Annotated in this window: 26 protein-coding genes and 1 other RNA gene; 13 read left to right on the top strand and 14 right to left on the bottom strand. The window is 67.6% G+C overall.

Going from position 1 to position 22234, the window contains the following annotated elements; all coding sequences use genetic code 11:
* Positions 1 to 26: 26 nt before the first annotated feature.
* A complete protein-coding gene (locus tag RLN94_RS02895) occupies positions 27 to 785 on the bottom strand; it encodes an SDR family NAD(P)-dependent oxidoreductase (RefSeq protein ID WP_350130644.1) in 759 nt (252 codons plus the stop codon).
* Between the two features lie 170 nt (positions 786 to 955).
* Here RLN94_RS02895 and RLN94_RS02890 point away from each other — a divergent pair, with 170 nt between their 5' ends.
* Positions 956 to 1828: an AraC family transcriptional regulator gene (locus tag RLN94_RS02890; protein WP_350130643.1), complete on the top strand. Its 873-nt coding sequence runs from the start codon at positions 956 to 958 to the stop codon at positions 1826 to 1828.
* A gap of 3 nt (positions 1829 to 1831) precedes the next feature.
* Here RLN94_RS02890 and recR read toward each other — a convergent pair whose 3' ends face one another.
* The 3 genes from recR to RLN94_RS02875 form a co-directional block, all read right to left on the bottom strand.
* Complete coding sequence (gene recR, locus RLN94_RS02885; RefSeq protein ID WP_350130642.1) at positions 1832 to 2425, bottom strand: recombination mediator RecR; 594 nt, start codon at positions 2423 to 2425, stop codon at positions 1832 to 1834.
* A gap of 82 nt (positions 2426 to 2507) precedes the next feature.
* A complete protein-coding gene (locus RLN94_RS02880; RefSeq protein ID WP_300891585.1) occupies positions 2508 to 2852 on the bottom strand; it encodes a YbaB/EbfC family nucleoid-associated protein in 345 nt (114 codons plus the stop codon).
* A 270-nt stretch (positions 2853 to 3122) separates the two neighbouring features.
* Positions 3123 to 4127 (bottom strand): GlxA family transcriptional regulator, encoded by a 1005-nt coding sequence (locus tag RLN94_RS02875; RefSeq protein WP_350130641.1) that lies wholly within the window; start codon positions 4125 to 4127, stop codon positions 3123 to 3125.
* Between the two features lie 165 nt (positions 4128 to 4292).
* Here RLN94_RS02875 and RLN94_RS02870 point away from each other — a divergent pair, with 165 nt between their 5' ends.
* Positions 4293 to 4589, top strand: coding sequence for a nickel-binding protein (locus RLN94_RS02870; protein WP_350130640.1), 297 nt, complete (start codon positions 4293 to 4295; stop codon positions 4587 to 4589).
* Positions 4590 to 4708: 119 nt separating this feature from the next.
* Here the strand turns inward: RLN94_RS02870 and hemF are convergent, their stop codons facing one another.
* Genes hemF through clpS form a run of 4 tightly spaced genes read right to left on the bottom strand, consistent with a single transcriptional unit; the run spans position 4709 to position 7837 of the window.
* Positions 4709 to 5635, bottom strand: coding sequence for an oxygen-dependent coproporphyrinogen oxidase (gene hemF / locus RLN94_RS02865; RefSeq protein ID WP_350168509.1), 927 nt, complete (start codon positions 5633 to 5635; stop codon positions 4709 to 4711).
* A gap of 12 nt (positions 5636 to 5647) precedes the next feature.
* Positions 5648 to 6448 carry an SDR family NAD(P)-dependent oxidoreductase gene (locus tag RLN94_RS02860; protein WP_350130638.1) on the bottom strand — a complete coding sequence of 267 codons (801 nt, stop codon included), beginning with the start codon at positions 6446 to 6448 and terminating at the stop codon, positions 5648 to 5650.
* A gap of 50 nt (positions 6449 to 6498) precedes the next feature.
* Positions 6499 to 7491: a class I SAM-dependent methyltransferase gene (locus RLN94_RS02855; protein WP_350130637.1), complete on the bottom strand. Its 993-nt coding sequence runs from the start codon at positions 7489 to 7491 to the stop codon at positions 6499 to 6501.
* A gap of 1 nt (position 7492) precedes the next feature.
* On the bottom strand, positions 7493 to 7837 hold the full coding sequence (gene clpS / locus RLN94_RS02850) for an ATP-dependent Clp protease adapter ClpS (RefSeq protein WP_350130636.1): 345 nt from the start codon (positions 7835 to 7837) through the stop codon (positions 7493 to 7495).
* Between the two features lie 97 nt (positions 7838 to 7934).
* Between clpS and RLN94_RS02845 the strand changes: the two genes are divergently transcribed.
* Positions 7935 to 8636 (top strand): HAD family hydrolase, encoded by a 702-nt coding sequence (locus tag RLN94_RS02845; RefSeq protein ID WP_350130635.1) that lies wholly within the window; start codon positions 7935 to 7937, stop codon positions 8634 to 8636.
* 86 nt (positions 8637 to 8722) lie between these two features.
* On the opposite strand, the gene RLN94_RS02840 is transcribed toward RLN94_RS02845, so the two are convergent.
* Complete coding sequence (locus RLN94_RS02840) at positions 8723 to 9421, bottom strand: DUF1223 domain-containing protein (RefSeq protein ID WP_350130634.1); 699 nt, start codon at positions 9419 to 9421, stop codon at positions 8723 to 8725.
* A 218-nt stretch (positions 9422 to 9639) separates the two neighbouring features.
* On the opposite strand from RLN94_RS02840, the gene acnA reads away from it, so the two are divergent.
* Complete coding sequence (gene acnA, locus RLN94_RS02835) at positions 9640 to 12417, top strand: aconitate hydratase AcnA (RefSeq protein ID WP_350130633.1); 2778 nt, start codon at positions 9640 to 9642, stop codon at positions 12415 to 12417.
* Between the two features lie 85 nt (positions 12418 to 12502).
* On the opposite strand, the gene RLN94_RS02830 is transcribed toward acnA, so the two are convergent.
* Complete coding sequence (locus RLN94_RS02830) at positions 12503 to 12871, bottom strand: ArsR/SmtB family transcription factor (protein ID WP_350130632.1); 369 nt, start codon at positions 12869 to 12871, stop codon at positions 12503 to 12505.
* A gap of 48 nt (positions 12872 to 12919) precedes the next feature.
* Here RLN94_RS02830 and RLN94_RS02825 point away from each other — a divergent pair, with 48 nt between their 5' ends.
* Positions 12920 to 13366 carry an SRPBCC family protein gene (locus tag RLN94_RS02825; protein WP_350130631.1) on the top strand — a complete coding sequence of 149 codons (447 nt, stop codon included), beginning with the start codon at positions 12920 to 12922 and terminating at the stop codon, positions 13364 to 13366.
* A 28-nt stretch (positions 13367 to 13394) separates the two neighbouring features.
* Positions 13395 to 13733: a hypothetical protein gene (locus RLN94_RS02820; RefSeq protein ID WP_350130630.1), complete on the top strand. Its 339-nt coding sequence runs from the start codon at positions 13395 to 13397 to the stop codon at positions 13731 to 13733.
* A gap of 43 nt (positions 13734 to 13776) precedes the next feature.
* Here the strand turns inward: RLN94_RS02820 and RLN94_RS02815 are convergent, their stop codons facing one another.
* Positions 13777 to 14181: a GFA family protein gene (locus RLN94_RS02815; protein ID WP_350130629.1), complete on the bottom strand. Its 405-nt coding sequence runs from the start codon at positions 14179 to 14181 to the stop codon at positions 13777 to 13779.
* A gap of 137 nt (positions 14182 to 14318) precedes the next feature.
* Here RLN94_RS02815 and RLN94_RS02810 point away from each other — a divergent pair, with 137 nt between their 5' ends.
* The 4 genes from RLN94_RS02810 (at position 14319) to RLN94_RS02795 (ending at position 16563) form a co-directional block, all read left to right on the top strand.
* On the top strand, positions 14319 to 14624 hold the full coding sequence (locus RLN94_RS02810) for a ScnB-like protein (RefSeq protein ID WP_502949394.1): 306 nt from the start codon (positions 14319 to 14321) through the stop codon (positions 14622 to 14624).
* Positions 14617 to 14880 carry an SH3-like domain-containing protein gene (locus RLN94_RS02805; protein ID WP_350130627.1) on the top strand — a complete coding sequence of 88 codons (264 nt, stop codon included), beginning with the start codon at positions 14617 to 14619 and terminating at the stop codon, positions 14878 to 14880. Before RLN94_RS02810 ends, RLN94_RS02805 begins: the two co-directional genes overlap by 8 nt.
* 1 nt (position 14881) lies before the next feature.
* Positions 14882 to 15529, top strand: a complete 648-nt coding sequence (gene nthA, locus RLN94_RS02800) for a nitrile hydratase subunit alpha (protein ID WP_350130626.1) — start codon at positions 14882 to 14884, stop codon at positions 15527 to 15529.
* Between the two features lie 65 nt (positions 15530 to 15594).
* Positions 15595 to 16563: a lysophospholipid acyltransferase family protein gene (locus RLN94_RS02795; protein ID WP_350130625.1), complete on the top strand. Its 969-nt coding sequence runs from the start codon at positions 15595 to 15597 to the stop codon at positions 16561 to 16563.
* Positions 16564 to 16599: 36 nt separating this feature from the next.
* Here RLN94_RS02795 and ffs read toward each other — a convergent pair.
* Positions 16600 to 16696: signal recognition particle sRNA small type (gene ffs, locus RLN94_RS02790), an RNA gene on the bottom strand.
* Between the two features lie 17 nt (positions 16697 to 16713).
* Positions 16714 to 18636 (bottom strand): bifunctional 2',3'-cyclic-nucleotide 2'-phosphodiesterase/3'-nucleotidase, encoded by a 1923-nt coding sequence (locus tag RLN94_RS02785; RefSeq protein ID WP_350130624.1) that lies wholly within the window; start codon positions 18634 to 18636, stop codon positions 16714 to 16716.
* Positions 18637 to 18893: 257 nt separating this feature from the next.
* On the opposite strand from RLN94_RS02785, the gene nudC reads away from it, so the two are divergent.
* The 3 genes from nudC (at position 18894) to RLN94_RS02770 (ending at position 21398) form a co-directional block, all read left to right on the top strand.
* Complete coding sequence (nudC, locus tag RLN94_RS02780) at positions 18894 to 19865, top strand: NAD(+) diphosphatase (RefSeq protein ID WP_350130623.1); 972 nt, start codon at positions 18894 to 18896, stop codon at positions 19863 to 19865.
* An 84-nt stretch (positions 19866 to 19949) separates the two neighbouring features.
* Complete coding sequence (locus tag RLN94_RS02775) at positions 19950 to 20417, top strand: SRPBCC family protein (RefSeq protein ID WP_350130622.1); 468 nt, start codon at positions 19950 to 19952, stop codon at positions 20415 to 20417.
* Between the two features lie 60 nt (positions 20418 to 20477).
* Positions 20478 to 21398 (top strand): PHP domain-containing protein, encoded by a 921-nt coding sequence (locus tag RLN94_RS02770; RefSeq protein ID WP_350130621.1) that lies wholly within the window; start codon positions 20478 to 20480, stop codon positions 21396 to 21398.
* Between the two features lie 54 nt (positions 21399 to 21452).
* Here the strand turns inward: RLN94_RS02770 and RLN94_RS02765 are convergent, their stop codons facing one another.
* Positions 21453 to 22022: a hypothetical protein gene (locus RLN94_RS02765; protein WP_350158571.1), complete on the bottom strand. Its 570-nt coding sequence runs from the start codon at positions 22020 to 22022 to the stop codon at positions 21453 to 21455.
* Positions 22023 to 22234 lie beyond the last annotated feature (212 nt).

Genomic DNA, 22234 nt, shown 5'->3' with positions numbered 1-22234 from the left:
GGGGAGATGTCGCGGGCGCCGCGGGCTCAGATGCTCTGGCCGCCCGAGACCTCGATGCGCTGGGCGGTGATCCAGTGGGTCTCGCCCGCCAGCAGCGCCGCCACGGCGCCGCCGATGTCGTCGGGCAGGCCGGCGCGGCCGAGCGCGGTGTGCTCGGCGATCATCCGGTTGACCTCGGGGTTGTCTCGGACGGTGCCGCCGCCGAAATCGGTCTCGACGGCGCCCGGCGCGACGGTGTTGACCGAGATGCCGCGCTCGCCCAGTTCCCTGGCGAGGTAGCGGGTGAGCACCTCGACCGCGCCTTTCATCGCCGCGTAGGCCGCGTAACCCGGCAGGGCGAAGCGGGCGAGGCCGGAGGAGATCATGACGATCTTGCCGCCATCCTCGATCATCGGCAGCAGAGCCTGGGTCAGCAGGAACGGCCCCTTGACGTGGACGGCGTAGAGGTCGTCGAGCTGGTCCGGCGTGGTGTCGGAGAAGAGCGCCCAGTGGCCGGTGCCGGCGTTGTTGACGAGGTGGTCGATCGTGTCGCGGCCGAAGGTCTCGCGCAGGGTGGCGCGGAGGCGGTCGGGGAGCGAGGCGATCTGGGCCGGGTCGGTCTGGTCGAGCTGGAGGGCGGCGGCGGTGCCGCCTTGCGCTTCGATCTCGGCCAGGGTTTCCTCTGCGGCCCGGGCGTTGCCGGCGTAGGTGAAGACGACGCCGATGCCCTGTTGGGCGAGTTTGAGCGCCATGCTGCGGCCGAGGCCGCGGCTGCCGCCGGTGATGAAGGTGATCTTGTCGGTCATGGGATGTCCTTTCCGGTTTTTTGCCTGTGACCGGATATGGCGGAAGGCGGGGCGTGGTGCCTGCCGGATTGTCCGGAAGACTTGCCCGATCCTCCGGCAGTGGCGGGGAAAGGCGTGGCAGAGGGGCGTGGGCATGGCATAAAACTCCGGACGCGTGCGTGGAGGCGATGATGGCGGATGACAGGCTGGTGGCGGCGGCGGAGCGGATCTGTGCGGCCGAGGGCGTGCGGGACGGGACGCTGACAACCGGGGTGGCCGGGCTGATGATCGCGCGGCGGCCGGAGCCGTCGGCGCTGGAGGCGATGATCTACGAGCCGCTGGTGTGTTTCGTGGTGCAGGGGGCGAAGGACACCGGCACGAAGGCCGGGTCGGTCAGGGCGTCGGCGGGGCGGCTGTTGCTGGTGAGCCACGACATTCCGATCGTGTCGCGGATCGTCGAGGCGACGCGGGAGCGGCCCTACCTGGCGCTGATCCTGCCGCTGGACCTGTCGGTTTTGCGGGGGCTGGAGGAAGAGATCGGCGGGGCCGGGCGTGGCACCGTGCGCCGGGCGCTTTCGGTGCACGAGGCGGACGCGCCGATGAGGGAGGCGTTCGGGCGGTTGCTGGGGCTGGCGGAGCGGCCCGGGGAGGCCGGGGTGCTGGGGCCGCTGGTGCAGAAGGAGATCCATTACCGGCTGCTGACCTCGCCGCAAGGGGCGACGCTCAGGGCGTTGTTGCAGGCGGATGGCCATGCTGGGCGGATCGGGCAGGTGATCGCGCATCTGCGGGCGCATGTGGCCGACCCGTTGACGACCGAGGAGCTGGCGCGGCTGGTGGGGATGAGCCGGTCGAGCTTTCACGAGCATTTCCGGACGGTGACGGCGACGACGCCGCTGCAATACCAGAAGGAGTTGCGGCTGTTGCAGGCGCGGGAGCGGCTGCAGGCGGGCGGGCAGAGCGTGTCGGCCGTGGCCTTCGAGGTGGGGTATGAGAGCCCGACGCAGTTCAGCCGGGAATATGCGCGGAAGTTCGGCGCCTCGCCGCGGCATGACCTGCGGGCGTGAGGCTCAGATATCCTTGCGGGCGTTGAGCGCGGCGGTGATGGTGCCGTCGTCGAGATAGTCGAGTTCGCCGCCGATGGGCACGCCCTGGGCCAGCGAGGTCAGGCGGACGCGGCCCTCGAGCTGGTCGGCGATGTAATGGGCGGTGGTCTGGCCGTCGACGGTGGCGCCGACGGCGAGGATGACCTCGGTGATCTCCTCGGTGGCGATGCGGTCGATCAGCTTGGGGATGCGGAGCTGCTCGGGGCCGATCTGGTCAAGGGCGGAGAGGGTGCCGCCAAGGACGTGGTAGCGGCCCTTGAAGACCTTCGCGCGTTCCATCGCCCAGAGATCGGCCACGTCCTCGACCACGCAGATCTGGCCGTTGGCGCGTTTCTCGGCGGTGCAGATGTCGCAGAGTTCGGTGGTGCCGACATTGCCGCAATTGTCGCATTCGCGGGCGGTGGCGGCGACGCGCTGCATCTGGTCGGCGAGCGGCATCAGCAAAAGCTCGCGCTTGCGGATGAGGTGCAGCACCGCGCGGCGGGCCGAGCGGGGGCCGAGGCCGGGGAGCTTGGCCATCATCTCGATCAGGGCGTCGATATCGCGGGTGGAGTTCATGATGAAACGCGCGGCAGGCCCCGGGTCAGGCCCGGGGCGGGGGCACGATCCCGCCCCGATCCGGTGACTGCAAGCCCTTGGTTCAGAACGGCAAATCCATGTCCTTGGGCAGGCCCATGCCCTCGGTGATCTTGCCCATCTCTTCCTTCGCCTTGTCGTTGGCGCGGGTCTGGGCGTTCTTGATGGCGGCGAGGATGAGGTCTTCGACCGCTTCCTTGTCGTCGGGGTTGAAGATCGAGGGGTCGATGTCGAGGCCCTTGAGCTCGCCCTTGACGGTGCAGGTGGCCTTGACGAGGCCGGCGCCGCTTTCGCCCTCGACGGTCATGTTGTGCATCTCTTCCTGAAGGCTGGCCATCTTCTGCTGCATCTCCTGCGCGGCCTTCATCATCTTGGCCATGTCGCCCATCTGGCCCAGTCCCTTGAACATGTGATCTCTCCGAAGTTCGGGTTTCGTTTCCTGTTGTCCCATAGATACGGGGGGCAGCGGGCCGGGACAAGGGCGGTGCGGAAGGCGTGACCGGGAGAGGGCGGGCGAATCAGGGTTAACGCCCTGAAATGGCGGGAAAACCGGGTGTCGGTATCGCGTCGGTATCACGTCGGTATTTTGTCGGTGTTCGGATCGGTGCGGGGCCGGGTTAATGTGGCGGGCGGTGTGGTAGGGGGCGATATCTTGAAAAGGCATCGGAACGAGGTTCTTTCAAGACGTCGGGCGGCGGCCGAAGCGGTGGCGGTTGGCGGCGGGGGTCTGGCCGACATGGCGCTTGAAGACGCGGCGGAAGAAGGCGGCATCGTCGTAGCCTACGGCCGAGCTGACCTGCTGGATCGGGGCGCTGCCGTCTTCCAGCATCCGGCGGGCGGCGGCGACGCGGAGCATCTGGAGGTAGGCGCCGGGCTGGCAACCGGTGGCCGCCTTGAAGCGGCGCGTCAGGCTGCGGCGGCTGAGGCCGGCGAGCGCCGCCAGCGCGTCGAGGGAGGGGGTGCGGTGGAGGTCGGCGCCAAGGTGATCCTCGACCCGGCGGACCTGTTCGTCGGCATGGGGGCGGGCGAGGGGTAGGATGGCATAACCCGCCTGGCCGTGGCGGGGCATGTCGAGCAGCAGCGCCTGGGCGCATTCCACTGCCACCCGGTGCCCGCAGAGCCGTTCGACGAGGTAGAGGCCGAGGTCGGCCGCCGCGTTCACCCCGCCGCCGCAGAACAGGCCCGCCTCCTCGGTGATCAGCAGGTCGGGGCGCCAGCCGACATCCGGGTAGCGCTGGCGGAACGCCTCGGCCACGCCCCAGTAGGTGGTGGCGCGGCGGCCGTTCAGCAGCCCGGCCTCGGCCAGGAAGGCGACGCCGGAGCAGACGCCGGCGACGAGGCTTCCGGCGGTGTGGCGCGCGGCGAGCCAGGGCAGGAGCGCGGCATGGCGGGCCATCCATTCGGCGGGCACAGGGCCGGAGGCGGAGACCATGACGAGGTCGGCCGGGCCGCACTGGTCGATGGCGCAGTCGGGGGTGAGGCGCAGGCCGTGGGCGCTTTCGACCGGGGCGCCGTCGATCGAGGCGGTGGTGACCCGAAAGCGGGGCTCGGGCGGGATGCCGTTCAGCTCGTTGAACATGCGCCCGGCCGAGGAGAAGATCTCGATCGGGCCGATGGCGGTCGAGGCGTGCCCCTCGTTGACGAGCACGATGACCACGTGGAGCCTGTCGCCGGTGTCGGTCATGGGACCTCTTTCACGGGCCCATGGTTTCGCAGAACGCGCCGGAAATCCAGCCGAGGGCGGGCGTTTGGCCCGATCGCCCCCGCGGTTTGGCGGGATTGCCGGCTGTGCCCGGGGCGGTGCGGGTGCGAAGGTGGGGGCATTGCAACGCGATAAAGGAGGCAAGAGATGGAACTCTACATGATCCGCCGCCGGGGTATCTGGGCGAGCGAGGCCGAGCTGGCCCAGACCAACGCGACATCGGCCGAGGCGGGCGAGGCGATGGCCGGGCGGCTGCGCTGGATCCGCAGCTACGCGGTGACCGAGGAGGACGGGCGTATCGGGTCGGTCTGTTTCTACGAGGCCGAGGGACCGGAGGCGATCCGGGAGCATGGCGACCGGATCGGCGCGCCGGCCGAGGATATCCGGGCGGTGCGCGGCGCGGCGGTGAAGCAGCCCGATCCGCAGCCGGTGGTGTACGGGTGAGGGGGTCGGGGGGGCTGTTCCAGGTGACCTGTCCGTAGCCGCACGGGCCGGGGCAAGTCGTCAACCCGCCGGATCGTTTCCAAGGCGCGCGGGTTGCAGTGGCGGGGAAACGCCCTTGGCTAGACCCACTTGGCCATGGGCGGGAGGCTCATCAGCACGGCCTCGGGGTCGTGGCTGGTGGCCAGCCCGAACTTGGTGCCGCGGTCGTAGACGAGGTTGTACTCGGCATAGAGGCCGCGGTGGATGAGTTGGGCGTCCTTCTCGGCTTCGCCGAATTGCATGGTGCGGCGCTTCTCCACCAGCGGCACGAAGGCCGGCAGGAAGGCGCGGCCGATATCCTGCGTCAGGGCGAAATCGGCCTCCCAGCTTCCGGAGTTCTGGTCATCCATGAAGATGCCGCCGACGCCGCGGGCGCGGCGGCGGTGGGGGATGTAGAAATACTCGTCGGCCCAGGCCTTGAGCCTTGGGTATTCCCCCTCGCCATGAGGATCGAGATACGCCTTCTGGGTGGCGTGGAAATGGCCGGTGTCCTCGTCATACTCGATGCAGGGGTTGAGGTCGGAGCCGCCGCCGAACCACCACGCCCCCGGCGTCCAGAACATCCGGGTGTTCATGTGGACGGCGGGCACGTGGGGGTTCTGCATGTGGGCGACGAGGCTGATGCCGCTGGCCCAGAAGCGGGGGTTCTCCTCGATCCCGGGCACGCCGCGGGCGGCCATCGAGGCCTGGGCCACCTGGCCGAGCGTGCCGTAGACCTCGGAGATGTTGACGCCGACCTTCTCGAACACCCGGCCGCCGCGCATGACGCTCATCAGCCCGCCGCCGGCGTCGGAGCCGTCATCGCTGGTGCGGCTGGTTTCCCGGACCTCGAACCGGCCCGGTTCGGCGGCGGCGAAGGGGCCCTCGGCGTGGCTTTCCTCAAGCTCCGCGAAGGCGGCCACGATCCTGTCGCGCAGCTCGCGGAACCAGGCGGCCGCGCGGGCCTTTTCCGTCGTCATTTCCGCCGTAACTTCCTCGGTCATGTCCCCGCTCGTTTTTCCGGTCATCTGGCCCCCCGTTCAGTGTGCCGGCGCCGCCACCGGGTCGAGCAGGGTGCGGCCGCCATCGACGGTCATGATCTGGCCGGTCATGAAGCCGGAGCTGTCGCAGGCGAGGTATTGCACGGCTTCGGCCAGCTCTGTCGCCGAGGCGATCCGGCCCAGCGGGGTGTGATCCTCGATATCGGCGCGGAAATCGCGGTTCTCCTTCAGCGTCCCCTGCAGCGACGCGCTCATCACCGAGCCGAAGGCCACGGCGTTGACCCGGATCCGGTGGGGCGCGAGCGCCACGGCAAGGCTGCGCGTCATCTGGTCGAGCGCGGCCGAGGAGACCGAGAAGGCCAGCAGGTCAGGATGGGTGCGGCGGGCGGCGATCGAGGAGAGGTTGACGATGGTGCCGACCGGACCGCCCTCGCGCGCCTCGGCCTGCTTGATCATCCGCTTGGCGACAAGCTGGCTGGTGCGCAGGGCGGTCAGGAGGTTCTGGCTCAGCAACTGTTCGACCGCGTCGTCATCGGGGTTGAGCGGGTCGGAGACCAGCATCTGGCGCGAGGCGTTCACCAGGATGTCGACCTGGTCGAAGGCGTCGATGGTGGCCGACAGCAGGTTGGCGAGTGTCAGCTTTTCCCGCAGGTCGCCCGCGAAGTAGCGCTTGTTGCTGCCTTCCTCGTTCTCGCCCACCTGCTTGATGAGCTGCTTCTCGTCGATATCGGCGAACATCACGTTCGCGCCCTTGTCGACGAAATGCCGCCCGATGGCGAGGCCGATGCCGTTCGCCCCGCCGGTCACGATCGCGGTCTTTCCGGAAATGGAAAATGACATGGTCTACCCTTTTGTGCCTGTGGGATGTCGCCCGGGGATCATCCGGGGAATCAGCCGGGCCGGCGCGCCGGGCGCGCCCCGTGCAGAAGCTTGAACCGGTTGTCGCCGCCCATTTCCTTCACCTCTCCGAACTGGCGCGCCATCTCTGACTCATATGGCAGATGGCGGTTGGCGACCAGAAAAAGCTGGCCGCGTGGTGAAAGCACGCGGGCGGCGGCGCGGATGAAGTCGAGCCCCAGCCCCGGGTCGGGATTGCGGCCGGTATGGAAGGGCGGGTTGGTGATGACGGTGTCGAGCGGCTCGTCCGGCTGCCAGCGGGTCGCGTCTTCCCAGTGCAGATGCGCGCGGGGGTCGAGCACGTTGCGGCGGGCACAGTCGAGCGCGGCGAAATCGGCCTCGACGAGGTGCATCTCCTCGATGCTCTCGCGGCTCAGCGCGCGGGCCGAGAGGTAGCCCCACCCGGCGCCGAGATCGGCCACCCGTTTGCCCAGCTTCTCGGGCAGGTGGTCTGCCAGCAGGGCCGAGGCCGGGTCGATCCCGTCGGCCGAGAAGATGCCGGGCACGGTGACGAAGCCGCCCTCGATCTCGGACGGGGCGCCGAGGGCCCAGTCCTCGAAGGCGGGGGAGGCGGGGAAATGGAAGAGCTTGCCGTGCGCCTTGGAGAGCGCGGGCGAGACGTCGGTGCGCTTGCGGCAGGCCTTGAGGATCGATTCGACGCCGTCGGTCTTGGCGCCGTCGACGATCACCGGGCCGTCGGTGACCGAGGCGGCCTCGGCCACCAGCGCCTGGCCCAGCGCCTTGGCGCGGGGCAGGCAGACGAGGGCGGCGGCGTAGCGGCCCTCGGGTTCCTTGCCGCAGGTGAAGCCCTGTCCGGCGAAATGGTCGCGGTCGGGCTTGAAGGTGGTGATGACATGGCACAGGTCGGCCGGCAGCGCCGACAGGTCCATGCCCGCGCGGGGCGCGAAGACGGCGATGCGCCCGGCCTCGGGCAGCGTGACGTCGCCCGAATCCAGCGCCAGTGACAGGCGGGAGGGAGCGCTCAAGCTATTCCTTTTCCATCGTGCATTGCAGCGGATGCTGGTGGCGGCGGGCGAAATCCATCACCTGCGCCACCTTGGTCTCGGCGATCTCGTGGCTGAAGACGCCGACCACGGCGACGCCCTTCTTGTGGACCGTCAGCATGATCTCGAACGCCTGCGCGTGGGACATGCCGAAGAACCGCTCGAGAACGGCCACGACGAATTCCATCGGCGTGTAGTCGTCGTTCAGAAGCAGCACCTTGTAGAGCGGCGGGCGCTTGGTCTTGGTGCGCGTCTCGACGATGACCGAGGAGTCGCCGTCATCGTCGCCGTTCTTCTGCCCCGACATCTGGAAGATTGGGTCCGTCATTTCCTGCCCGGTCTCATCTGGCATGGCCGATCGTGAGTCCTGTATATAGCCTCGGGGGCAGGAGTGAAAAGAGGGGGAACCCTCGAGACGGGGCAAGATGACACGGAATCTGACGACAATCGGCTTCGACGCGGACGATACGCTTTGGCAGAACGAGCGGTTTTTCCGGCTGACGCAGGAGAGATTCGCGGGGCTGCTGGAGGACTACGTGGACGGCGCGCAGCTGGCGGAACGGCTGCTGGCGGCGGAGCGGCGGAACCTCGGGCATTACGGGTTCGGCATCAAGGGGTTCACCCTGTCGATGATCGAGACCGCCATCGAGGTGACCGACGGGCAGGTGCCGGCCAGCGTCATCTCGGAATTGATCGCGGCGGGGCAGGAGATGCTGCGGCATCCGATCGAGCTGTTGCCCCATGCGCGGGAGGCGGTGGCGGAGATCGCCGAGAGCCACCGGGTGCTGTTGATCACCAAGGGCGACCTGCTGGACCAGGAGCGCAAGCTGGCGCAGTCGGGGCTGGGGGATCTGTTCGACGGGGTCGAGATCGTCAGCGCCAAGACGCCGGAGGTCTATGCCGGTATCTTCGCCCGCCACGGCACCGGCGCGGAGGCGGCGATGATGGTGGGCAACTTGTTGCGCTCGGACGTGAAGCCGGCGATCGAGGCGGGCGGCTGGGGGGTCTACGTGCCCCATCACCTGACCTGGGAGGTCGAGAATGACGCGCCGCCGGAGGATGCCCCGCGGTTCCGGGCGATCGAGGACCTTGGCGGGTTGGCGGCGCTGGTGGCGGAGATCGGGTAGGGGGGCTTTGCCCCCGCCGTTGCCCCCTGTGGGGTCAACGACTCCCCCAGGATATTTTCGGCCAGAAGTAGCGCGGGCCGGGGGCTTCAGTCGATCTTGGCGACCGCCTCGACCGGGCCGAAGCTGTTGCGCTGGATGACCACGACGGCGGGGAGGTCGCCGTTGAGGGGGACGTCGATGTCGAGGGGCTGGCGCATGTCCCAGTCGGCGACCACGTCCATGTCGGTGACGATGTGGGAGTAGTTGACCGACTTGCCCGCGTTCTCGCCGCGCTTGATGGCGACGGTTTCCTGCGGGAGGTAGCGGAAGAGGCGCACCGTGGCGGTGCCGCCGGTGCCGGCGGCGGCGGTGGCGTCGATTTCCAGCTTGCCCTGGCGCTCGGCCACCGAAAGGGCGACCCGGGAGGTGCCGCCGTGGTGTTTGCGGATCAGGTCGGTCACGTCCATCGGGCGGGTGCCGACCACGTGGTCGGTGCCGTTGATGATCATCTGGGGCGTGTAGACCATGCGACGGTTGGCGACCTTGGCATAGGCGCGCTGGCGGGCGGTGTATTCCGCCTTGGCGAAGCTGTCCTTCCAGCCGATGTAATCCCAGTAATCGACGTGCAGGGCCAGCGCGATCACGTCGTCGCGGTCGGCCAGCTTGTGGAGGAAGGCATCCGCCGGCGGGCAGGAGGAACAGCCCTGCGAGGTGTAGAGTTCGACCAGCACGGGCCGCTCCTGGGCTGCCGCGGGGGCGGCGAATGTGATCAGGAATGCGGTCAGCAACGTGCCGAGTCTAGCCATGGAAACCGTCCGGAAATTGTGTTTGTTCTGGTGCCCGTCGAGGATTACCCGCCCCCGTCATACATGACCAATCAAGGTTTCGCGAGAGCCGGGTGATACTTGCGACTCGGGTAATTGTGTGCAATAGTATACAAAACCGCCCTGCCCCCTTGATCGCCACGCTCAAATGGGTCAGAAGCAGGCCGGAATGCCAGCCCTCATCGCGAAAGGATGCCCGCATGCCCATCACAGTCGGCCAGGATACCTCGAAGACACGGAAGTCGCTCAGCGTCTCCGGACAGACCGTTTCCTATTACTCCATCGCCGCCGCCGAGAAGGCGGGGCTGGGCGATTTCTCGCGCCTGCCCGCCGCGCTCAAGGTCGTGCTCGAGAACATGCTGCGGTTCGAGGACGGCAAGACCGTCACCACCGATGACATCAAGGCGTTCTCGGACTGGGCCGACAATGGTGGCCGCGCCAACCGCGAGCTGGCCTATCGCCCGGCCCGCGTGCTGATGCAGGATTTCACCGGCGTGCCGGCCGTGGTCGACCTTGCCGCCATGCGGGACGGGATCGTGGCGCTGGGCGGTGACGCGCAGCAGATCAACCCGCTGAACCCCGTCGACCTTGTCATCGACCACTCGGTCATGATCGACGAGTTCGGCAACCCGCGCGCCTTCCAGATGAACGTGGACCGGGAATACGAGCGGAACATGGAGCGTTACCAGTTCCTCAAATGGGGCCAGGGCGCGTTCAACAACTTCCGCGTGGTGCCGCCGGGCACCGGTATCTGTCACCAGGTGAACCTCGAATACCTCGCCCAGACCGTCTGGACCGACGAGGACCAGAAAGGCGAGATGGTGGCCTATCCCGACACGCTGGTGGGCACCGACAGCCATACCACCATGATCAACGGCGTGGCCGTGCTCGGCTGGGGCGTCGGCGGGATCGAGGCGGAGGCCGCGATGCTGGGCCAGCCGATCTCGATGCTGATTCCCGAGGTCGTGGGTTTCGAGCTGACCGGCAAGATGGTCGAGGGCACCACCGGCACCGACCTGGTGCTCAAGGTCGTCGAGATGCTGCGCGAGAAGGGTGTGGTGGGCAAGTTCGTCGAGTTCTACGGCGACGGGCTCGACCATCTGCCGCTGGCCGACCGGGCGACCATTGCCAACATGGCGCCGGAATACGGCGCCACCTGCGGCTTCTTCCCGATCGACGACGAGACGCTGCGCTATCTCGAGCTGACCGGGCGGGACAAGGATCGCATCGCGCTGGTCGAGGCCTATGCCAAGGAGAACGGCTTCTGGCGTGGGCCGGATTACGACCCGGTCTATACCGATACGCTGAAGCTCGACATGGGCAGCGTCGTGCCGGCCATCTCGGGCCCGAAACGGCCGCAGGACCACATCAACCTCGACAAGGCGGCGACCACCTTCCACGACTACGTGCGCGGCTTCCGCGAGGGGCGTGACGTCAACGGCAAGTCCGAAGTCCGCTGGGAGGACGAGGGCGGCGCCCCCGAGCCCCGCGACATCCCCGGCGACGAAGGGCACCACGCCCGCGGCTTCGTCTCGACCGAGGACAGCAAGTACCAGATGCATGACGGCTCGATCGTGATCGCCTCGATCACGTCCTGCACCAACACCTCGAACCCCTACGTGATGATCGGCGCCGGGCTGGTGGCCCGCAAGGCGCGCGAGCTGGGGCTGAACCGCAAGCCGTGGGTCAAGACGTCGCTGGCGCCGGGCTCGAAGGTGGTGACCGAGTATCTCGAGGCGGCCGAGTTGCAGGACGACCTGGATGCCATCGGCTTCAACCTCGTGGGCTATGGCTGCACCACCTGCATCGGCAACTCCGGCCCGCTGGCGCCGGAAATCTCGAAATGCATCAACGACAACGACCTGATCGGCGTGTCGGTGCTGTCGGGCAACCGCAACTTCGAGGGGCGGATCAGCCCGGACGTGCGCGCCAACTACCTGGCCAGCCCGCCGCTGGTGGTGGCCTATGCGCTGGTGGGTGACATGAATGTCGACATCACCCGCGAGCCGCTGGGGCAGGACAAGGACGGCAATGATGTCTTCCTCAAGGACATCTGGCCGTCGCAGTCGGAAATCGCCGAGCTTGTGCAGAAGACCGTGAAGCGGGAATCGTTCATCGAGAAATACGGCGAGGTGTTCGAGGGCGACGAGAAGTGGCAGGAGGTCGAGACGTCGGAAGGCGAAACCTATGACTGGCCGCCGCAATCGACCTATGTGCAGAACCCGCCCTACTTCCAGGGCATGTCGAAGGATCCCGGCACGATCTCGGACATCAAGGGCGCGCGGATGCTGGCGCTGCTGGGTGACATGGTCACGACCGACCACATCTCGCCCGCCGGTTCGTTCAAGGAAAGCACGCCGGCCGGGCAGTACCTTGTCGAGCGGCAGGTGCCGGTGCGGGAGTTCAACTCCTACGGCTCGCGCCGGGGCAACCACGAGGTGATGATGCGCGGCACCTTCGCCAACATCCGTATCAAGAACGAGATGCTGGACGGGGTCGAGGGCGGCTATACCAAGGGGCCCGACGGCAAGCAGACCTCGATCTTCGAGGCGGCGATGGCCTATCAGGATCAGGGCACGCCGCTCGTGGTCGTGGGCGGCGAGCAATACGGCGCCGGCTCCTCGCGCGACTGGGCGGCGAAGGGGACGAACCTGCTGGGGGTGAAGGCGGTGATCGCCGAGAGCTTCGAGCGGATCCACCGGTCGAACCTCGTCGGCATGGGTGTCATCCCGTTCGAGTTCACCGGGGGCGACACCCGCTCCTCGCTCAAGCTGACGGGGGAGGAGACGTTCGACATCACCGGGCTGGAAGGCGATATCAAGCCGCAGGCCGAGGTGCCCTGTACGATCACCTATGCCGACGGCTCGACCAAGGAGATCACGCTGAAAAGCCGGATCGATACGGCGATCGAGATCGAATATGTCGAGCATGGCGGCGTGCTGCACTACGTGCTCCGGAACCTTGCCAAGTCGGCGTAGGCCGGGCCGCAGACGACACGGAAAGGGCGGGGAATTTCCCCGCCCTTTTCACGTTCCGAGACGGTTTCCGCGCGGCGCGCGTCTGTCAGGCATTTGTCTTGTCGGTGGCCCCTTCCGGCAAGGCTTCGCTGTCGGTTTCGGCCAGTCCTTCCAGATCCGAAAGCATGCCGATCGCGTGGGCGGCATAGGGGCCGATCCAGCGTTTCTGGACGTCATGGATGGGCAGGGCGTCGAGGTGATTCCAGCGCTCCCGGCCGCGCCGCTCCACCACCACCAGCCCGGCTTTTTCCAGCACCGAAAGGTGCTGCATTACCGTGCACCGGTCGAGATCGGTCAGAACCTCGCACAGCGCGCCCGTGGTTCTCGGGCCGTCCTTGATCAGGTCGAGAATCCGCCGCCGCGCCCGGTGGCCGAGCGCCTTGAAGAGGGTGTCGAATCTTTCTTCCGTTGACATGTTATAAAACTATAACATTATGGACGCGAAACAAAGAGGATTCGCATCATGGAACTGAAATTCACCGTCGCCGGGCGCATCGCCAAACCGGTGGAGGAGGTCTTCGAGGCCGTGGTCTCGCCTGACCGCCTGTCACAGTATTTCACCACCGGCGGCGCCCGCGGGCGGCTGGAAACCGGGGCAGAGGTAACATGGGATTTCCACGATTTTCCCGGTGCCTTTCCCGTTCTGGTGCAGGAAGTCGTGCCCAACAGCCGGATCGTGCTGCAATGGGAGGCCGACGGGATCGCCGACACCTGGACGACCGTGACAATGGAATTCCAGGGGCTCGAGGACGGGCGAACGATGGTCCGGATCAGCGAGTTCGGCTGGCCGGAAACGGAGGCCGGCCTGTCCTCCTCCTTCGGGAATTGCCAGGGCTGGACGGGGATGCTCTGCGCCATGAAGGCCTGGCTGGAGCACGGGATCAACCTGCGTGACGGCTTCTACAAGTGAACCGGAGCCGCAAAGGAGACAACATCAAATGACGCCTGGAAAGAACATCGCCATCAAAGTTCCGCTGCATCTCTGGGAGGATACCGTCGCCTTCTACCGCGACAAGGTGGGGCTGACGGTCACCCGTGAACTGGATCACAGCACGGGGTTCGATTTCGGCAGCATGACCCTGTGGATCGACCGCGTGCCGCAGCAAAGCCAGACGGATCTGTGGATCGAGCTGTTCGACGACGATCCGGACACGGCCCTGTCAGACCTTGGCAGCCCCTGCCGGGACGAGCTCGAACCGCTGACCAACGTCACCGGCCACTGGACGTCCGATCCGGCCGGTACCGTGATCCTGCTGCGCAAGGAACAGATGGGGTGACGTTTGCCCGGGGCCAGGGTCGCGCGTGCCGTTTCCTTGGCCCTTATTCAGGCTCTCCCGGAAAGCTCCGCGCGCCCGGGGGAATCGCCACGCCGGGCAGGCGGCTGGCGGTCCAGATATGCACCGCGTCGCCAAGGTCGACCGGCGTATCGAGCGAGCCGCCCTTGACCGAAACCGTCCCCTTGGCCGGGTCCGGCGCGTGCCACAACCGGCTGCCGCAATCCGGGCAGAAAAAACAATCCAGCCCCGTGCCGCGGTCCGTCGCGCGGGACCAGGTGGAGGGGGAGCCCCGGGTGACGGTCAGCGCCTCTGCCGGCACTATCACCGATATGCCGAAGGCCGAGGCGGACTGTTTCCGGCATTCCGTGCAGTGGCAGACGTAAAGCCCCACCGGGGCCGATCGCACCTCGTATCGTATCGCGCCGCACTGGCATCCGCCGCTGAGCATGGCCGGGCTCCCCTTGCAAGGACTGTCCATGAGGGGAACTGTGCGGCGAAGCGGGGCGACGATCAAGATGGACAAGCGCGCCTTGCCTGCATACCCTCCGGCCCATGAGCAACACCGACGGACGCCGCTGGCATGACATGGGCGGGAAAGAGGCCGGGCCGCTTTCCTTCGACCAGCACGATTTCGCCCTTTGGGAAAAGCGCGTCGATGCGCTGATGGTTCTGTGCGGACAGAAGGGCCTGTTCACCGTCGACGGGCTGCGCCGCGCGCTTGAGGACATGGGCGAGGACGCGTTCGAGACGATGAGCTATTACGAGCGCTGGATCGCCGCGACCAACCAGAACCTGCTCGAGGCGGGCGCCTACACGGTGCAGGAGCTTGGCGAGAAGATGGAAGAGGTGGCCGCGCGTGGCCCCACCTATGGCGAGGCGCAGGATGGCTGAGCGGGTGCGGGTCAGGTCGATGATGCCGCCGGGCCATGTGCGCGCGCCCGCCTACCTGCGCGGCAAGACGGGCGAGATCGAGCGGGAGCTGGGCCGGTTCGCCAACCCCGAGCAGCTGGCCTATGGGCTGGAGGCGGAAAAACAGCCGCTCTACCGCGTCCGGTTCACCATGGCCGAGATCTGGGGGGAGGCCGCCGAGCGGCCGGCCGACACGATCGACGCCGAGATTTACGGCCACTGGCTGGAAAGGCTCTGACATGCCGCATGACCATCCGTCCCATTCGCACGAGGGGATGAGCCCGTCGGGCCATCCGTACCGCGCCGACAACGATGCCGCGCTGACCTACTGGCAGCGGATGGAGATCGCGGTGCGGGAGCTGCTGGTGGAAAAGGGGCTGATGACGCCGGAGGAGATCGCCCGCCAGATCGACGCGATGGATGCGCGCAGCCCGGCCAACGGCGCCGCCGTGGTGGCGCGGGCGTGGACCGATCCGGAATTCAAGCGGCGGCTGTTGCAGGACGCCTCGGCTGCGACACGGGAGATGGGGTTCGACATCGGGCCGCTGCACCTGATCGCGGTGGAGAATACCGGGACGACCCACAACCTGATCGTCTGCACGCTGTGCTCGTGCTATCCGCGCAACCTGCTGGGCCTGCCGCCCGACTGGTACAAGACGCGGGCCTACCGCTCGCGCGCGGTGATCGAGCCGCGGGCGGTGCTGCGGGAATTCGGGCTGGAGCTGCCCGACGACGTTCAGGTGCGCGTGCATGACAGCACCGCCGACATGCGCTACATAGTGCTGCCCGCCCGGCCCGCGGGGACCGAGGGGATGAGCGAGGAGGCCCTTGCCGCGCTGGTGACCCGCGATTCGATGATCGGCACCGGGCTGCCCCGCAGGCCCTGACGGGCTTGCCCGCGGGCGGCGCGCGGCGTATGTGACCCGGACCTGACCTGACAAAGACCGACCGGATGACCGAGACCGCCCAAAAGGACACAATCCCGTTTTCCGAACGGCTTACCGGCGAGCTGCTGTTCCTTCCGGTTCGGCTTACCCGGGTGCTGCCGTATCGCTGGCGCGTGCCCGTGGCCGGCTGGTTCACCTCGCGCATCCTTGCGCCGCTGGCGGGGTATTCGCAGCGCGTGCGGGACAATCTTGCGCTGGTCTGTCCGGAGCTTTCCAGGCAGGAGGTCGAGCGGATCACCCGCGGCGTCACCGACAATGCCGGGCGCAACATGGTCGAGCTCTATTCGCCGGAGTTCGCCCCGCGTGTCCGCGAGCGGATGCCGATCACCGGCCCCGGCGTGAAGGTGCTGCAGGATGCGCGCGACGCGGGCCGTCCCGGCATCATCATCTCGGCCCATATCGGCAGTTTCAACGCCGCGCGCACCGGGATCGCCGCGCAGGGCATCCAGAGCGCCAGCTTCTACCGGCCGATGTCGAACCGCCCGTTCAACGCCCATTACGCCGAGGCGATGGAGCGGATCAGCCAGCCGGTGATCGAGCAGAGCCGGCAGGGGCTGGTGCAGATGGTCCGGCATCTGCGCAAGGGCGGCGTGGTGTCGATCATGAACGACCTGAACACCCATGACGGCCTGCCGCTGGAGTTTTTCGGGCATCCGGCGCTGACCTCGCTGTCCGCCGCCGAGCTGGCGTTGAAATACGACGCGCCGCTGGTGCCGCTCTGGGCCCTGCGGGAGCCCAACGGGCTGGATTTCCGGATGACCTTCGAGGCGCCGATCCCGCATTCCGACCCGCTGACCATGACCCGCGAGTTCAATCGGCGGCTCGAGGTGGTGGTGCGCGCGAACATGGAGCAGTGGTTCTGGATTCACCGGCGCTGGAAGGACGGCGCGAACGCGGTGGGCGAGATGCGGGCGAAGGAGCTGGAGGCGCTGGAGCGCAAGCTGGCCGAGGATCCGGGGACGCCGGTCTCCTGACAGCGGCGTTCGGTCGGCTTGGTATAGGGGGGAAAGGGTGAGAGGCTGGACAACGACCCAAGCGGGGCTCGTTACGGCTGCTTCCTTCCGGACCTGACCGGGTTGGCGAGGCGCTTGCCCGCGCCAACCTCTCGAGGCGTTACATAGGGGTTACGTGGCGGATTCGCAAGGCGCCGTGTCGAGCGGCATGCGCAGGCGGAGGAAGCCGCCCGGCGACAGGCCGAGATCGGTGAGGTCATGGGCCGCGATGTCGGCGGGGTGGGCGCGCAGGCCGGGGCCGGACCAGATCAGCACGGAGGTGTCGGGCAGGGGCAGGAAGCGCCAGGCCGGGGTGGCGGAGAGGGCGTGATGCCCGCCGTCGCGGAAGAAACCGGCGAGCAGGTCGCGTACGGGCGTTTGGCTGGCATGGACCAGGCGGTTTTCCGGCAGCACCGGGTAGGGGCCGCCGCCGAAGGCGCGGTAGTTGTTGACCGCGACGACGAAGTCGTCGGCCGGGGCGACGGGCCTGCCCTCATGGGCGAGGTCGCGGATGCGGCCGGGTCCGGCGGGGCCGGGCAGGGGCCGGCCGCTGTCGTCGTAGAGGGGCGGTGCGGAGAGGTCGATCCGGTAGGTCAGCCCGGCGATGGTGTCGGCGGCGTGGCCGGGGAAGGCGTTGTTCCAGAGCGGCTGGTCGGGTTGGCCCGGCGCGATCCGGTGAAAGCAGGAGGCGGCGCGTTCGAGCCAGTCCTTCACCTCGGCCCCGGTGAAGCGCAGCGCGCAGAGCGAGTTCGGGAAGGGTTGCAGGTCGGCGGCGTTGCGCAGGGTGAGATCGCCCGCGGGAATGTCGGTATAGGCGCGGGGCCCGGCGCGGCCGCCGGTGTTGAAGGGTGCGGTGGCGGCGAGCACGGGCAGGCCGTCGAGCGCGGTGCCGGACAGCGCCTGCCGGACCGCGCGGCGCTTGGCCTCGGCCACCAGCAGGACGGGCAGGTCGGCGCGGTAGAGCGACAGGTAGCTGTGGATCGGCTGATCGGTGTGGCCCAGCGGCGCGCGCATCCGGGCCAGCGTGGCGGCGTGGTCGTGGCGCACGGTTTCGGCGATGGCGGGGTGGGCCGGGGTGTCGCCGGGCAGGACCGGGTGAAGGCGGGCGCGATGGCCGCTGACGGACCAGCCGCCCGCGTCATGGGCAAGGTCGAGGTCGATCTGCCCGAGATGCGAGCCGCGATAGCCCGGCAGCACGGCCGGGATGCCCGAGAAGGTACCGGCGAGGTGATCGGCCTCGTCCGCGCCGGGGGGCGTGTCGCCATGGGGAAACAGCTCGTGGCTGTGGCCGGCGACGATGGCGTCGACGCCGGGCAGGCGGGCCAGCGTGAGGGCGGCGTTTTCCATGTCCGGCCCGGCGTCGCCGGTGTCGATGCCGGTATGGGCGAGCAGGATGACGATATCGGCGCCCTGGGCCCGCAGGGCGGGCACGTGGTGGGCGGCGGTGTCGACCATGTCGCGCGCGGTGACCTCGCCGCCGAGGTGGAACCTGTCCCAGAGGGTGATTTGCGGCGGCAGCAGGCCGATCAGGCCGATATTGAGCGTGCGGGTCTCTCCCGCCGCGCTGGTGACGGTGCGGGTGAGGATGGTGGCCGGGCGCAGGAGGGTTTCATCCTCGGCGGGGGTGGCGCCCTTGCGGGTGAGGGTGTTGGCGCTGAGCACCGGGAAGGCGGCCTGTTCCACCGCTGTCCGGAGCGTGGGCAGGCCGAAGTTGAACTCGTGATTGCCGAGATTGGCGGCGTCGTAGCCCAGCCGGTTCATCGCCGCGATGACCGGGTGCGGGGCGCCCTCGGGATCGTGCAGGTCGCTGAGCGGGCTGCCCTGGAGGAAATCGCCGTTGTCGACCAGCAGGCAGGCGCCGGGGGCCTCGGCGCGGGCGGTGTCGACGAGGCTGGCGATGCAGGCGAGGCTGTAGCCGCTGTCGGGGCGGTCGGCGGCGTAGTCGTAGGGCAGGATGGCGGCGTGGATGTCCGAGGTGGCGAGCAGGCGCAGGTGGAACGACCCGGAGCCCGTGCGGAGGGCTGGGGACGGCTGGGGTCTGACGGGCGAATTCATCCCGGTGCAATCATTACGCAAGCAACTCTTTTCGGTTTCCGGGGCCGGGTGCCAGACGTCCCGGCACATGCGACGAAAGTCAGGGTAATTTGGCAATTATAGATTGTAAACATGCTTGTCGGAAATCGTATTCCGTGAACGAACTGTTTCGACCGGGCCGCGGGCGCGGGGAAGATCGCCGGTGTCGGGCGGCCGGGTGCGGGGCTCTCTTGCCCGGCGGGGTGGAACGTGGCACCCCAAGGGAAAAGGAAGATTGCATGAAGCATGCCGAGACGGTGACATTCGGGGGATCGGGGCTCGACCGGGCGGCCGAGCTGCGCGGCGACGAGGCGGCGCTGGCCTATCGCCGGGCCGAGGGGGCGGTGGACGTGGCGCTTTTGTGGCGCGGCAAGCTGCTGGTGGAGGCGGCGGAGCTGGACCGGCTGGTGCGGCTGCCGGCCGATCATCCGGTTCTGGAGGGGGCGACGCTGCCGCCGGTGCTTCTGGGGCGCGAGGAGAGCGGGCGGCTGGTGCTGGCGCTGGATATCTCGGGCTGGGTGCCCGAGGACCTGGACGAGGCCGAGATCAACCGGTTTCACGACACCAGCCTGCAGTCCCATCCCGACCTGCCCGAGGGCAGCGCCTTTGCCGAGCTGCGGCGGATCATGACCCGGCTGAGCCCGCGGGACGCCGAGCTGGCCGCCACCGCCAAGGCGATCGCCGGCTGGCATGTGAGCCACCGGTTCTGTGCCCGCTGCGGGGCCGAGAGCCGGATGATCCTGTCGGGCTGGCAGCGGTCCTGCGATGCCTGCGGCGGGCAGCATTTCCCGCGGACCGACCCGGTGGTGATCATGCTGATCACCCGCGGCAACCGCACGCTTCTGGGCCGGTCGCCGGGCTGGCCGGAGGGGATGTATTCCTGCCTTGCCGGCTTCGTGGAGCCGGGCGAGACCATCGAGGCGGCGGTGCGGCGCGAGGTGTTCGAGGAATCGCAGATCCGGGTGGGGCGGGTGGAGTATTTGTCGAGCCAGCCCTGGGCCTTTCCCAGCTCGCTGATGTTCGGCTGCCGGGGCGAGGCGCTGACCGACGAGATCCGGATCGACCCGCAGGAGATCGACGACGCGATCTGGGTGAGCAAGGAGGAGGTGATGGACGCCTTCGCCGGGCAAAACCCGAAAATCCTGCCCGCGCGCAAGGGGGCGATCGCCCATTTCCTGCTGCGGAACTGGCTTGCGGATACGCTGGAATGACGTGACAAGCAGGGCATGGCGGGGCACGGAAAATGTGCTAACAAAACGCCGGGGCAGGGCTGACGGACGCAACGAGGGACAGGCATGAAATTCGGGACCAGGGAAGATATCGAGGCACCGATCGAGTTCGTTTTCGAGCAGATGACGGATTTCAAGGCGATCGAGCGCGCGGCGATGCGGCGCGGGGCCGAGGTTCAGCGGGTCGACAAGCTGAACCACAAGGGTGTAGGCATGATGTGGGACGCCGCGTTCGAGCTGCGCGGCAAGGCGCGCGAGATCGAGCTGGAGCTGACCGAGTACGACCCGCCGAACGGGCTGGTGATGGCATCGCGCTCGGCCGGGCTGGGCGGCAAGATGAAAGCGGAGCTGGTGGCGCTGTCGCGGACCCGCACGCGGGTGACGATGGACGTGGAGCTCGAGCCGAAGAACCTGACCGCCAAGCTGCTGGTGCAGTCGCTGAAGCTGGCGAAGAAGAGCCTGATGAACCGGCTCAATGAACGGATGGCCGCGTATTCGAAGGAAATCGAGCGGCGGTACAAGCAAACCGCCTGAACGAACGGAAAACCGTTACAAGGGTATCGTAGGCCAAGGGGCATTCCAGGGAGGCGGGCCATGCAGACAGCCTTTACCGCGCCGGGGCGGTTCTTCCGCGGCAACCTGCACACCCATTCGACCCTGTCCGACGGGCGGCTGGCGCCGGACGAGGTGTGCCGCCGCTACCGGGCGGAGGGGTATGATTTCATCGCGCTGACCGACCATTTCATCGGGCTGTATGGCTATCCTGTGGCCGATACGGTGCCGTTCCGGGGCGAGGGGTTCACCACGATCCTGGGCGCCGAGCTGCATTCGGGGGCGATGCGGAACGGGGAGATCTGGCATATCCTTGCCGTGGGCCTGCCGGCGGATTTCGCGCAAGGCAACGCGCCGCATTTCGGGCCTGTCGAGGGTCAGGAAAGCGGGCCGGAGCTTGCAAGGCGGGCACGGGAGGCCGGGGCGTTCGTGACGGTGGCGCATCCGCAATGGAGCGGTATGCATTTCGAGGACGCGATGTCGATCGAGGCGGCGCACGCGGTGGAGATCTACAACCACGGTTGCGCGGTCGAGGCGGGTCGGGGCGACGGGTGGCACATGGCCGACCTGATGCTGTCGGCGGGCCGGCGGCTGACCGCGATTGCCACGGATGACGCGCATTTCGCCACACCCGACGCGTTCGGCGGCTGGGTGATGGTGAAGGCGGAGGAGAACGCGCCGGAGCCGTTGCTGGCGGCGCTGAAGGCGGGGCATTTCTATGCCACGCAGGGCCCCGAACTGCGGGATGTGCGGATCGAGGGCAAGGAGATCGTGGTGGAGTGCTCGGCCGTGGAGCGGGTGATCGTCCAGGGCCATGGCAGCGCGGCGCTATGCGAGACCGGGCGGTCGCTGACCGGGGCGCGGATCAAGCTGGCAAAGTTCTCCGCGGGCGACTGGGTGCGGGTGACCGTGCTGGATGCCGCCGGGCGGGCCGCATGGTCCAACCCGGTGTGGAAGGACTGACGGTACAGGTTTGCGACCCCGGCCGATGGGCCGGGGCCGGAAAGGCGACATGGCTTATGCGATGCCGGGTTTGCGCTCTTCTTCGCTGAGTTCCGCGATTTCGACTTGCTGCGCGTGGTCGGCGACGTTCTCGATATCGGTTTGCCGTTCGCGTTCACTGAGTTCGGCGATGTCGGTCTGACGCTCGCGTTCACTGAGTTCGGCGATATCGGTTTGCCGTTCGCGTTCACTCAGTTCGGCGATATCGGTTTGCCGCTCGCGTTCACTGAGTTCGGCGATGTCGGTTTGCCGTTCGCGTTCGCTCAGCTCGGCGATGTCGGTCTGCCGCTCGCGTTCGCTGAGTTCGGCGATGTCGGTCTGCCGCTCGCGTTCGCTCAGCTCGGCAATGTCGGTTTGCCGCTCGCGTTCGCTCAGCTCGGCGATGTCCGTTTGCCGCTCACGTTCACTGAGTTCGGCGATGTCGGTCTGCCGTTCGCGTTCGCTCAGCTCGACCAGATCGAGGGTTTCCGTCTGGGCGGTTCTGAGAACGAGGCTGTGCAGCGGGGCCGGCCCCGTCGCGGAATAGGCGGCAAGAGCGGGCAGTGCGGCAGCGGTCGCGATGGCGATCAGTTTGAAGCTTTTCATAGCGTCCTCCTTTGAGGTTTTTCTTGTTTCCATTCACTCAGCGGCGGACTGTTCCGTCGTTGCGTGACGCTCAAATAGGATGCGCGCATGTGCTATGAAACGCCGATGCCGCACGGGTGATTGTGCGCATGTGCGAAGACACTTCGGCGTGAAAAGTCTTGTGCGTCTGGAACAGGTTCCTAACGTACATCTAAGACAAGTGACTGAAACGA

This window comes from Roseovarius sp., assembly GCF_040223625.1.
In the GTDB taxonomy this organism is placed as follows: Bacteria; Pseudomonadota; Alphaproteobacteria; order Rhodobacterales; family Rhodobacteraceae; genus Roseovarius.
Note: the sequence above shows the minus strand (reverse complement) of the source record. Positions and strands in the feature narration are given on the sequence as shown.